Source organism: Acinetobacter johnsonii ANC 3681 (genome assembly GCF_000368805.1).
Lineage (GTDB): Bacteria > Pseudomonadota > Gammaproteobacteria > Pseudomonadales > Moraxellaceae > Acinetobacter > Acinetobacter johnsonii.
In genome coordinates, this window is record NZ_KB849705.1 from 1,916,017 (window position 1) to 1,928,759 (window position 12,743).

Below are 12,743 nucleotides of genomic sequence, written 5' to 3' on the forward strand. Positions count from 1 at the left end.
GATTAAAGTATTTTTTATTAGATACTTATACATTATTCAGCTAACTCCGTTCAGCCGATCACATACACACTAACCCATCCATTGCTACTGCGCAAATTTTAAACTCTGCTTATCTGGGCAGATCTCAATTTTTCTATTCTTTCCTCCTCGTCACTTTTCCATTTTAATCAGACCGCACATAAAAATAGCCTGACGAATCAGGCTATTTTAAAGTTTAAATGACTACAGCAGATTATTTTGCATCTGGTAAGGCATATGCCACCAAAGCATCTCCCATCTTGGTGCCAAATGAACCATGACCACCCGCCATAATGACCACATACTGTTTGCCATTGGCTTCATAGGTCATTGGTGTTGCTTGACCGCCCGCTGGTAGACGACCTTTCCAAAGTTCATCACCATTGGTCACGTTGATGGCACGGATATAATTATCCTGCGTACCACCGACAAACATCACATTACCCGCAGTTGAGATTGAACCACCAAGCATAGGTACACCCATTTTAAATGGTGGTAATTGAATCCCTGGTAAACTATCACGGATCGTACCAATACGACGTTTCCATGCAACTTCGTGAGTATTTAAATCCACACCCGCCACAAAGCCCCAAGCAGGCTGTTTACATGGTAAACCAAATGGAGACAAGAACGCACTGATTTCAACACCGTAAGGCACGCCATACATCGGTTGTACACCCGCTTCGGTGCCTGCACCTTTGGCTGTTTTCGGACGGTTTGGATCGGCTGGAATAAGCTTAGATACAAACGGTAAACCGATTGGGTTCATCACCGCAATTTGACGATCAGGGTTAACGGACATACCGCCCCATTCAAATACACCCAAGTTGCCTGGGAAAACCAAAGTTCCGTTTTCTGAAGGTGGGGTATAAATACCGTCATAGTTCAGTTTGTGGAAAGACACCCGACACATCAACTGGTCAAACATGGTTGCGCCCCACATTTGCTTATCTGTCAGTTTCTCTTTTGGCGCAAGGTCAAAGTCTGAGAAAGGTTGTGTCGCAGAGTAACGCTCACCTTTGGTTTGTGGCCCACGTTTCACTGTTTGTGGTACAGGTTTTTCCGTAATCGGAACAATGGCTGCACCAGTACGACGGTCTAGAACAAAGGCATTGCCTGTTTTCGTTAACACGTAAATGGCAGGAACCATTTTGCCCGACTTGTCTTTAATGTCAGTCAATGTCGGTTGTGATGGTACATCCATATCCCACAAATCATGATGCGTGGTTTGGAAATTCCACACCAACTTACCTGTTGAGGCATTCAGTGCCAGCATTGAGTTGGCATAACGCTCATGCAACTCGGTACGGTTACCGCCCCAAATATCTGGCGTACCCACACCCGTTGGAATGTAAACCATATCCAAGGCTGCATCATAGGCTAATGGTGCCCATGCATTCGGTGAGTTTTGAACATACTTTTGACCTGGAGCTGGAATCGCATTTGGATCTTCAGCACCTGTGTCAAAGACCCACAACAATGCGCCGGTATTCACATCATAACCACGGATCACACCTGAAGGTTCTTCAGTTGAATAGTTATCTGTGGTTGAACCCGCAATAATAATAGTCGTGCCTGTGACCACCGGTGGCGAAGTTGGGATATAACCACCTGGATAAGGGAACGGCATATCTTTTTGTAAGTCGACTTCACCATTTTTACCAAAGTCAGTACAACGCTCACCAGTATCAGCGTTGATGGCAACTAAACGGCCATCATTCACAGGTAGGATTACTTTACGTGGACATAGCGCAGACGATGACTTTTTATTCTGCAAGCTGGCTTCAAAACCAGCCGTATTGTTCGCATCATAATAAGACACACCACGACAGGTTAAATGCTGAAAAGTATTGTCCGCTTTGAGTTTCGGATCAAAAGTCCATTTCGCCTTACCTGTAGCTGGGTCAAGTGCAACCAGTTTTTGGTGCGTGGTACAGATATACATATTGTCCCCAACTTTAATTGGGGTGACCTGATTGGTGGTTTCACCAGAGTCATTTTCTGTTTTAAAGTCGCCTGTGTTATAGGTCCAAGCGACTTTTAAATCCTTAACATTCTCAGAATTAATTTGCGTTAAAGGAGAATAGCGCAAGCCCGATTGAGTACGGCCATATGCAGGCCAGTCGCCATCAGCAACACCTGGAATGGACTGCGCGGTTGCAGGCTGCTTACTGCTCAGCTCACCTCGAATTTCTTGAGGGTCATTAAATACAGCATAGATCATCACTGCAATGGTAATTGCCAGTGAACCTGTTAAAGCAATTTTTGCACCTTTAGCATTGTCAAAACCACGCGTTACCGCTGGAATGAGTAACCATAAGCCAAATAAACCAAGGATATCTAAACGTGGCGCCAAGGCAAAGAAGTCTGAACCCACTTCCCATAAGCCCCAAACCACTGTACCCAAGACCAACAACGCATAAACGATTAATGCCGTACTTTTTAATTTTTGCAGTAGAACTGCAGTCGCGATGAAGAGTAAACCTGCAATGATGTAGTACCAAGACCCACCAAGCACTGCAAGATAAATCCCTCCTATCAGCAGGACTAAACCAAAGATCACAGCAATCACAGCTGTAAAAGTTTTAAGCCCTGAACCTGAAGACGGAGTACTCATATTGACCACCTTTTTCTTAGATTCTGTTAAAAGCCCATATCGCTTAAATATCGATATGAGCACCTAGACAGTTTTTAGATTTTAAGTATCTGTCCAAACGACTTATTTCGAACAGTTTTATGCTTTGAACAACCGTAAAAAGTATTTATCAACCTTGTTGTACAAATACTTATCGATCTAGAAACTAAAATGCGGTCTGGAATTTAATTCCGCCGACCCATGCATTTTCACCATTTTTATACGCGCCTACATGGCGGATATATTGGATATTGGGACGAATGGTTAACCAATTAGCTGCATGAATACCGTAGTAAATCTCGGCATCATATTCTTCACTTTGTAGGCCACGGGCGTCGACACTGTTATTGACAATATTTACGTCATTGACATCATCATTGATATTAATACGGGCTAAGCCAATCGCGATTTCGTCTTGAGGGCGAGCATCAAAAGCGCCTTTATAGACCAAACCAATATTCTGCATGTCGCGAACCGTATTGGTATCTGAATCATGTAGTGTAAGGTTCACAAAGCCTGTTAAACCACGTGCAGCATCACCGTGATGTGCTGTGAGTTGCTGCTTGGCAACAACCCAGCCGCCTTGTTTACGTGAGGTTTGCTGTGGGTTTTGAATGTCTGTGGCATCTGCCGAACTGTAGTAATAACCCGCACGATATTCGCCAAGTAACTTATTTATACCTACAGCAGGTTGCCACACCACTTCAGCAGGAATAATGGCACCATGCGAACCATCGGTACTTAAGTTCCAGCCTTTGCCACGTTCTAAGTTTTCAGGGTTATATTCATATACCCCGACTTGTGCATATAGGTCTGGCCGAAGGTTATATTTGACTCGCGCAGCCCACTGGCTGACAGGCCAGTTGTACCACTGATCACCGACCCAGTTACCAACTTGAGAGCCACAGAGCGCAAGGTTTTGGAAATCACAGTCGAAACTGTTGAAGTCTTCACCTTCACCAAAACGACCAACTTTGATGTCTAACTTTTGATCCATGAATTTTTTCTTAATCCACAAATCAGTTAAACGCCACGTCTGTCCACGTCCCCACACTTCTTGAGTGGAACTTAAATGTCCATCTAAAGCATCGGATGTTTGAGAAAGTGAACGCCCATTGCGTTCGGTAATGGTGATTTGAGCCTCAGTATCCTGCCAGCCCAAAATCTTGTCTAAATCGAAGTGCGTACCGAATGCAAACTGGTCTGCATATTCGGTACCATGACTTGAAGAATCTGAGGCATCGAGCAACGTTGCCATTTCACCCGTATAGCCAAAGCTAAAGTCGTAGCCTTTTTGCTGCAATAAGCTGCGCTGACCATTCCAGTCACCCAGCATCCAAGGGCTTTCTGCCTCAAAGGCATTTGCAGCATACACACTTTGAAAGCAGCAACTGAGCGCTAAGAGACTGAGGTTAAAACACCAAATTCTTTTACATTTATTCATAATTGGTGACCTTTCTTACAAAATTACAACTAATCGATATGATACGCTTTATTTGTATAAAAACCCATTTTATGACGTTTTGTTGTTTTAAATCTATCCAAATTATCGTTATATGATATTTATAAAGAATCAAAACCAAGTGGTTTGCCTATAAATTCATATCTTATTTTTGAACGTGAAAACTTAATTGGACAAGCTAATTGTTGTTCGCTTTTTGTACTCCCCTCTTGTAAAGGTACAGAAACCACCCATGCACGATCTTTTGCCAACTGCGAATTGAGTGCTTCATCCAACTTTAATACAGGCTCAACGCAGACATCTTGCTGCTGAAAGATTGCGTTCCACGTGGCAAAATCTTGGGTTTTAATTTTGTCTTTTATTGCTTGTTTCACCACCTGACGGTCTTCGGTTGTCAATGAGGCTCCTTTTTCAGCCACAATCGGCAACTCTAAAATCTGGGCCAACCCATATAAAAACTGTGGCTCCAAACTCCCAATCGATAAATAACGTCCATCTTGGGTTTCATAATAGTCATAAAAAGTCGCACCATTGAGATAGCTTTGCTCAGGCCCTTGTTTTTCCTGTCCTGCTAAGCTCGCAGCTGCGGCCATGCTACTGAGCCCCACCACACAGTCGGTCATAGAAATATCAATATACTGCCCCAAACCACTCCGCTGTCTTTCAATTACTGCGGCTAAAATTCCAACCACACTATGCAAAGAGCCGCCTGCAATATCCGCAATTTGAATCCCCATTGGGGGGGGGCCACTGTGCTGTCGGCCGCTATGTCCCGCGATCCCTGACAAAGCCACATAGTTGATATCGTGTCCTGCTTTATTTTGATACCCTCCTGTTTGCCCATAACCCGTAATGGAACAATAGATCAAGCGCGGATTAATTTCAGATAAGGTCTGATAATCGAGCCCTAATCTTTGCATCACGCCTGGACGGAATTGTTCAATTACGATGTCATAGTCTGAAATTTTCGATTTGATCAGTTCAATATTGGCAGGATCTTTCAAATCAAGAGCGACAGCATGCTTATTTCGGTTGAGATAACTATGTGCAGTGGCCTGTCCATTGGCATAAGGTGGCATTAAACGGATCAGATCGGGGCGGGTTGGAGACTCGATGTGGATCACTTCTGCACCTAAGTCTGCTAAGTACATTGTTGCAAAAGGTCCGGGCAAAAGTGTAGAAAAATCGAGAACTTTCAATCCTTTCAATGCCATATCCATGTTTATTTTCTCTTTTTATGTTGATTTTTTAGCTATTTTAGAAATATAAAAGCAACAAAACAATGTCATGTTCAGCCATTTACCTTGATCATTTCGGCAATTTAACATGTAAAAAGGCAAAAAACTTTAGTGTAAATTGCCTAAAATACTTTTTTTAGCGTCATTTAGGTCAAACGCAAGTGAATATAAAAGAGACTGAAGGATTAAATATGAGCCGCGATACCATTAGTATCCATTTCGTCAATGCGGCTTTAACTGGCGTAAAACGTCTCGGCATGGATGTCGAAACATTACTTTCTCACGTAGGGATTGAGGCAGAACTACTGCGTCAACCTAAAGCCCGTATTTCTCCAGAACAATATACTCGCTTCGTTAAAATGTTATGGATGGTGACCCAAGACGAACATGTTGGTTTCGATAAGCAACCACGTCGTTTGGGTACATTTGCCATCATGTGTCAGCTGATTATTCATGCCAAAACCTTAGGTGATGCTTTAGAACTGTCTTCACAGTTTTATAAACTGTTTGGTGATGAGTGGTCGGTGACCTTAGAACGCGACAAGCATGAAGCTCGTCTTGTTCCTCAGATTCCGAAATCGATGGACCCAGATCACTTCATCACCGAAAGTATGCTGATGATTTGGCATGGTCTCGCATCTTGGTTGATTGAACGTCGTTTACCACTGGAACGTGTACACTTTGGTTATGAACGTCCGACTCATGCAGATGAGTATGATGCCCTATTCTTCGCACCTGTGATGCAGTTCGACATGCCGCGTACCGAAATCACTTTTGCGGCAGATTATTTGGACTTACCAATTCGTCAGAATGAAGAAACGTTAGAAGAGTTCTTAAAAGCCGCGCCTGCACAGTTGCTGGTGAAATTTAAAAACACCAACTCACTCACTTCACGTATTCGTGATGTATTGAAGAGTCAAATTGGTGAGGAAATGCCAACTCTGAATGATGTGGCTTCTATGCTGTATTTATCCCCACAAACGTTGCGTCGCCGCTTAGCTGCTGAAGGCAAAAGTTACCAAGGCGTGAAAGATGCATTACGTCGTGATGCTGCAATCCACCTACTATTGAACCCAGGTTTGACTTTAGAAGATGTGGCACAACAAGTGGGCTTTAGTGAAACCAGTACCTTCCACCGTGCCTTTAAGAAATGGACTGGGGTCACACCTGGTTTATATCGCCAACTACACGGCTATCACTAATTTTTTAGTTTGACGACGGTTCGGCACATTGCTAAACCCAAGATTTCGATCTTGGGTTTTTTTATGCTCAACTCTTCAGTCTATTGGCAAAAAGACTCATCTGACCTGACCCGTTCTAGTCATTGCATCACGGCCATTAATTTGTACACTCAAATGCATAACAACTTAAAAGTCATAAAAAGGAACAGCTATGAGCGAGGCTTATATCATTGACGCCATTCGCACACCACGCGGAAAAGGAAAGAAAGATGGTTCATTGCATGAAGTAAAGCCGATTACTTTACTTACAACATTATTGAATGAACTCAAAGATCGTCATCACTTAGATACCTCTAAAGTAGACGATATTGTCTTGGGTTGTGTCACGCCTATTGCAGACCAAGGCGGTGATATTGCAAAAACTGCTGCAATTGCGGCAGGTTGGGATAATGATGTTGCTGGTGTGCAAATTAACCGTTTTTGTGCATCAGGTCTTGAAGCTGTCAATATGGCTGCGCAAAAAGTACGTTCAGGTTGGGAAGATGTGGTTGTAGCAGGTGGTGTTGAGTCGATGTCACGTATTGCAATGGGTTCAGATGGTGGGCCATGGGCATTAGACCCTGAAACAAATTTAAAATCACACTTTGTTCCGCAAGGGATTGGTGCAGATTTAATTGCAACATTGGATGGTTATACACGTTCAGATGTCGATGCATTTGCTGCAAATTCGCAACGCAAAGCAGCAGCTGCGCAAGCTACGGGTTATTTCATTCAATCAGTGGTTGCTATTAAAGACAAAGCAGGCGTGACCATTTTAGATCAAGATGAATTTATCAAACCGTCAACAACAGCAGAAGGTTTAGCAAAACTCAATCCAAGTTTTGAAATGATGGGTGCAATGGGTTTTGATGCGATTGCATTACAACAATATCCAGAAGCGCAAAAAATTAACCATGTGCATCATGCAGGAAACTCATCGGGTATTGTCGATGGTGCAGCACTTGTATTACTTGCTTCCGAGAAAGCAGTCAAAGAACAAGGTTTAAAACCACGTGCCAAAGTATTGGCGACTGCATTGGTGGGTTCAGATCCAACCATTATGCTGACAGGGCCTGCGCCTGCTGCGCGTAAAGCATTGGCAAAAGCTGGTTTAACGATTGATGATATTGATCTATTTGAAGTCAATGAAGCATTTGCATCAGTGGTGATGCGTTTTATGACGGAATTAAAAGTTCCTGCTGAGAAAGTCAATGTGAATGGTGGCGCAATTGCAATGGGGCATCCATTGGGTGCGACAGGTGCGATGATTCTCGGAACTTTACTGGATGAATTAGAACGTCAAGGCAAAAAGCGTGGCTTGGCAACATTATGTGTGGGTGGTGGCATGGGTATTGCGACCATTATTGAGTTGGTATAACCACCTAAATTTTATTGAGCATTTGATACACAAATCAGTCATACGCAACCTACCCATTTTTTGAATCTAATGTTTTTGCAATCCTTTCGATAGGAATAGTCATTAAAACAGGTTTTGCGTATGACAATGGTTTTGCCTACTTTTGACGAAACAAAAGTAGGTCGAACCGAAGGTTAAACCCGAAATTAAAATAAATTTGGAATGACTCTGCGATGCTGAAAATTCATACAACTATGCAGAAGTATACATTCCAAGTTCAAAAAATCATTTGGATAAAAACTTTATGAGCGCAATTCAATATTTAAAAAATGACGATGGCATTATTATTCTGACTTTAGATTCTCCAAACCAATCTGCAAACACCATGAATGCAGATTTCCGTGTGGCTTTGGAAAATGTTGTTTCTAAACTGAAATCTGAAACATCGATTACTGGGATTATTCTCCGTTCAGCGAAGAAAACCTTTTTTGCAGGCGGTGATTTGGATGAATTAGTCCAAGCACGTTTGGAAGATGCCACACCTTTTTTTGAAATGATTCAGAAAATGAAAGCAGAGTTCCGTTATATCGAAACTTTAGGTGTTCCTGTTGTTGCAGCATTGAACGGTACGGCTTTAGGTGGTGGTTGGGAAATCGCTTTAGGCTGTCATGCACGTATTGCATTGAATGATCCTAAAACTAAATTTGGACTTCCAGAAGTAACTTTAGGTCTACTGCCAGGTGGTGGTGGTATCGTGCGCATGGTACGTCTTTTAGGTCTGCAAAATGCTTTTCCATTCTTAATGGAAGGTAAGCAGTTTGGTGTGGATAAAGCAAAATCTCTTGGTTTAATTCAAGATACTGCGGAAACAGCTGAAGAGTTGATGGACAAAGCGATTGCTTGGGTAAAAGCTAATCCGAAATCACAACAACCTTTTGATGTTAAAGGCTATAAAATTCCGGGTGGTGATCCTAAAACACCTGCGGTTGCACAAATGCTGGCGATTGCTCCAGCGATGCTACGTGATAAAACCAAAGGTTGTTATCCTGCTCCTGAAGCGATCATGGCGGCTGCGGTTGAAGGTGCGCAAGTTGATGTGGATACGGCACTGACCATTGAATCTCGTTATTTTACTTATCTTGCCACAGGTCAAATTTCAAAAAATATGATCGGTACTTTTTGGCATGGGCTGAATGCTATTAAAGCAGGTGCAAGCCGTCCTAAAGATGTTGCAAAATGGCAAGCAAGCAAAGTCGGTGTACTTGGCGCAGGGATGATGGGTGCAGGCATTGCTTACTCGGCAGCAATCAAAGGAGTTCCTGTTGTACTGAAAGATGTTTCTGTAGAAAATGCAGAAAAAGGCAAAGCCTATAGCCAAAAGTTACTGGATAAAAAAGTATCGCAAGGTCGTATGACGGCTGAAAAACGTGATCAGGTTTTAAGCTTGATTACTGCAACAGCATCTGCGGAAGATCTGAAAGGCTGTGATTTAATTATCGAAGCTGTATTTGAAAATCAAGAACTCAAAGCGAAAGTCACTCAAGAAGCTGAAGCATTCCTTATCGATGGCGGTGTGATGGCTTCAAACACTTCAACATTGCCGATTACTGGTTTGGCAAATGCATCGAAAGATCAAGCGAACTTTATTGGTCTACATTTCTTTAGCCCAGTCGATAAAATGCAATTGGTCGAAATCATTAAAGGCAAAAATACTTCTGCTGAAACTTTGGCAAAAGCGTATGACTATGTACAGCAAATTGGCAAAATCCCGATTGTTGTCAATGACAGCCGTGGCTTCTTCACAAGTCGTGTATTTGGTACTTTTGTTCAGGAAGGTTTACGTTTACTGCATGAAGGTGTACACCCAGCTCGTATTGAAATGGCTGCACTCAAAGCAGGTATGCCAGTTGGCCCATTAGCCATTCAAGATGAAGTTGCGCTGACGCTTTCTGAACATGTTGCCAATGAAACACGTAAAGCATTGCAGGCTGAGGGTAAAGATTTACCTCGTTCAGGTGCAGATGATGTGATTCAAACCATGATTCATACTTTTGACCGTAAGGGTAAAGCTGCAGGTGCAGGTTTTTATGATTATCCAGAAAGTGGTAAAAAACATCTTTGGGAAGGTTTGAGCCATTGGAAGAAGGACGTAGATATTTCTGAACAAGAAATGATTGACCGCTTCCTATTTGTACAATCGTTAGATACCTTACGTTGTTATGAAGAAAATGTTCTTGAGTCTGTGATTGATGCCAATATCGGTTCGATCTTTGGGATTGGTTTTGCGCCGTGGACAGGTGGTGCAATTCAGTTTTTAAATCAATATGGTTTAGACAAAGCTGTACAACGTGCCAATGAACTTGAAGCGAAATATGGTGAGCGTTTCAAAGCACCGCAACGTCTGGTTGAATCGGTGCCATCGGGTCAGATTCGCTAAAACTTCCACCTTAAAAAAGGGATCAGCAGATCCCTTTTTTGCACTCTCAGCACACAACAAAATTAACCTGCTGATTCAGCATCTAATTTTGACTTATTTTAGTGCATTCTTTTCAAGCCCGACGCAGTTTTTTTGTGTTATAAAGTTACATAGTTTTAGATTTATTTTTATTCAATTGGGCTGTTGCACATGACTGACAATACTTCTCCTGAAAAATCACCATGGGGTTGGAAAGCACTGATTATTGCTTTCATTTTAAGTGGAATTTTCTTAGGTATCTTCTACCTTGCGATCACCAATGAGCCTGACTATATGCCAAGTCAGCAAACGCAGCAAAACTCTCAGCAACATGCTTTTAAAAATGCGCCTGCGATGTCTGAAGAAGCCATGGCCAAAGCACAAGCGGATAAAGAAGCGCGTGAAGCAAGAGCTCAAGCAGCTTCTGAAGATACCACAGAACATGCAAGCTCTGATGAGCACGGTATGAATGCCGATGAACACGCGAAAATGTCATCTGAACATGGTCACTAATATGCTGTGACTAATAAAAAAGCCCTGAAAGATCAGGGCTTTTTTATGGATGATAAATGCATATGGATATGCGGAATGCCACAATCCAAATACTCCTCACCCTCTTGCATAAAGCCCAAAGCCTGATAAAACGCTTGCGCATGTACTTGAGAGGATAAGACTAAAAATGGACGCTGTTGCTGTTGAGCATATGCAATCACCGCCTGCATCAGAACTTTGCCCACGCCCAAACCGCGATGTGACTTCAAAACTGCAACACGACCAATACTATGATTTTGCAAAAGTCGTGCAGTGGCGATGGCTTGATCTTGCTCATAGACAACAAAATGAACTGCGATTTCATCTTGCTCATCCCATTCATCTTCAGGAGCAATGTTTTGCTCTTGAATAAAGACCTGCTCACGAATCATTTTCGCAGCCTGTTGCGACTCTTCCCATGTTCCGTGCGTAATTCTCAAGCTTGGCATTTTCATTTCCCTATAAATCATCTTTGTATTGATCATTGCACTAAAAAGTGATGTTCAGATCAGCATTTACACCCTACATCTTGCTGATCCCATTGATTATTCAACAGCAATTCCAGTGAATGCTTGTGAATACCATACATCTCTTTCATGGTTTGAATTTGTGCCAAGACAGCAACATCGGGCGCTTGATAATCCTTACGCTTGGTTGCCAAAATCATTTTGTTCTTGCTGGTATGCTCAAGTGCTACAAACTCAAACACTTTCGTTTCATAGCCATAGGCTTTGAGTAATAAGGCACGAATAGTATCCGTCAGCATTTCAGCTTGCTGTCCCGCATGAATGCCAAACTGCAACATCGGTTGTAACACGAGCGGAGCTTTCAGTTGTGGACGTAATTCTTTATGACAACACGGCGCACACATGATCATTTCGGCATTTAAACGAATGCCGGTATGAATTGCAAAGTCAGTCGCGACATCGCAAGCATGCAACGCGATCATCACATCAAGGCGTTCAGGTTGGTACGTCCGAACATCACCCTGAAAAAAATCAAGTTGCTGAAAATCTGACTTATTCGCAACCTCCTGACAGAATTCCACCATCTTGCTGCTTAGCTCAACCCCAGTCACAAAAGGATTCAGATCTTGCTTTAGCAAATAATCATACAAAGCAAAGGTTAAGTAGCCCTTTCCTGAGCCAAAATCGACCACGCGCAGTTGTTCAGGCAGCTGAATATGACTTAATGCCCCTGAGAAAATTTCGACAAACTTATTAATCTGCTTCCACTTACGCGCCATACTGGGAATGATGTGCGATTTTGCATCGGTAATGCCTAGAGGCTGTAAGAAATAACTGTCTTGATCCACAAAACGCTGTTTGGCACGGTCATGACCTTGCTGCTCAACAGCTTTGGTTACCGTTTTATTTTTACTTTGTGTCAGCATGGCTTTCTTTTTATTCTTTTTCAGTTGCCACTCTTGTTCAGTTGTCAGCAGATTGGCTTGTTTACACTGCGCCAAAAGTGCAGTTACCGTTTCAAGTGCTATGTCTAATGAATAATTTTTGGTGACATCTTGGGTTTTATGGCGATATAAACAGCTCAATACAGGTTGTCCTTGCAACATGACGACTCGAAAAGTCATCTTCTCGAGTTGCTCAAGTTCACCCTGATATTGACTCAGAATCATCCGATCAAAACTTTGAGATTCAAGCGCTTGCTGAAAGGCCTGAAGGAATTGCTGCTCTTGTGCAGAGGACGATACCGAAACGGTCATAATAGAAACCAAAAAAAGAATTGCGATTAAATTTTAAAGCGTCTTACGCTAAATGCAAATTTGAATTACGATACAGTTGTATATTTTATAAAAATGCACATGAC

The 12,743-nt window shown here is 42.5% G+C and carries 9 protein-coding genes; 4 read left to right on the forward strand and 5 right to left on the reverse strand.

The window, feature by feature from the left end; translation table 11 throughout:
* Positions 1–232: 232 nt before the first annotated feature.
* The 3 genes from F946_RS13340 to F946_RS13350 form a co-directional block, all read right to left on the reverse strand.
* Positions 233–2,635, reverse strand: coding sequence for a glucose/quinate/shikimate family membrane-bound PQQ-dependent dehydrogenase (locus F946_RS13340; protein WP_004983130.1), 2,403 nt, complete (start codon positions 2,633–2,635; stop codon positions 233–235).
* 184 nt (positions 2,636–2,819) lie between these two features.
* The gene (locus F946_RS13345; protein WP_004983132.1) at positions 2,820–4,097 is read right to left on the reverse strand and encodes a carbohydrate porin; all 1,278 of its coding nucleotides are present in this window, start codon (positions 4,095–4,097) and stop codon (positions 2,820–2,822) included.
* 119 nt (positions 4,098–4,216) lie between these two features.
* The gene (locus F946_RS13350; RefSeq protein WP_004983135.1) at positions 4,217–5,335 is read right to left on the reverse strand and encodes a CaiB/BaiF CoA transferase family protein; all 1,119 of its coding nucleotides are present in this window, start codon (positions 5,333–5,335) and stop codon (positions 4,217–4,219) included.
* A gap of 209 nt (positions 5,336–5,544) precedes the next feature.
* Here F946_RS13350 and F946_RS13355 point away from each other — a divergent pair, with 209 nt between their 5' ends.
* The 4 genes from F946_RS13355 (at position 5,545) to F946_RS13370 (ending at position 10,898) form a co-directional block, all read left to right on the forward strand.
* The gene (locus tag F946_RS13355; protein WP_004695134.1) at positions 5,545–6,555 is read left to right on the forward strand and encodes an AraC family transcriptional regulator; all 1,011 of its coding nucleotides are present in this window, start codon (positions 5,545–5,547) and stop codon (positions 6,553–6,555) included.
* 190 nt (positions 6,556–6,745) lie between these two features.
* Positions 6,746–7,951, forward strand: a complete 1,206-nt coding sequence (locus tag F946_RS13360; protein WP_004983139.1) for an acetyl-CoA C-acetyltransferase — start codon at positions 6,746–6,748, stop codon at positions 7,949–7,951.
* A gap of 283 nt (positions 7,952–8,234) precedes the next feature.
* The gene (locus F946_RS13365; RefSeq protein ID WP_004983141.1) at positions 8,235–10,367 is read left to right on the forward strand and encodes a 3-hydroxyacyl-CoA dehydrogenase NAD-binding domain-containing protein; all 2,133 of its coding nucleotides are present in this window, start codon (positions 8,235–8,237) and stop codon (positions 10,365–10,367) included.
* A gap of 189 nt (positions 10,368–10,556) precedes the next feature.
* Positions 10,557–10,898: a hypothetical protein gene (locus tag F946_RS13370; protein WP_004983143.1), complete on the forward strand. Its 342-nt coding sequence runs from the start codon at positions 10,557–10,559 to the stop codon at positions 10,896–10,898.
* Between the two features lie 32 nt (positions 10,899–10,930).
* On the opposite strand, the gene F946_RS13375 is transcribed toward F946_RS13370, so the two are convergent.
* Together F946_RS13375 and F946_RS13380 are read right to left on the reverse strand one after the other, a co-directional pair.
* Complete coding sequence (locus tag F946_RS13375) at positions 10,931–11,365, reverse strand: GNAT family N-acetyltransferase (protein ID WP_004983145.1); 435 nt, start codon at positions 11,363–11,365, stop codon at positions 10,931–10,933.
* Between the two features lie 59 nt (positions 11,366–11,424).
* Entirely contained in the window at positions 11,425–12,639 is a 1,215-nt protein-coding gene (locus tag F946_RS13380) for a class I SAM-dependent methyltransferase (RefSeq protein ID WP_004983147.1), read from the reverse strand.
* Between the last annotated feature and the right edge of the window lie 104 nt (positions 12,640–12,743).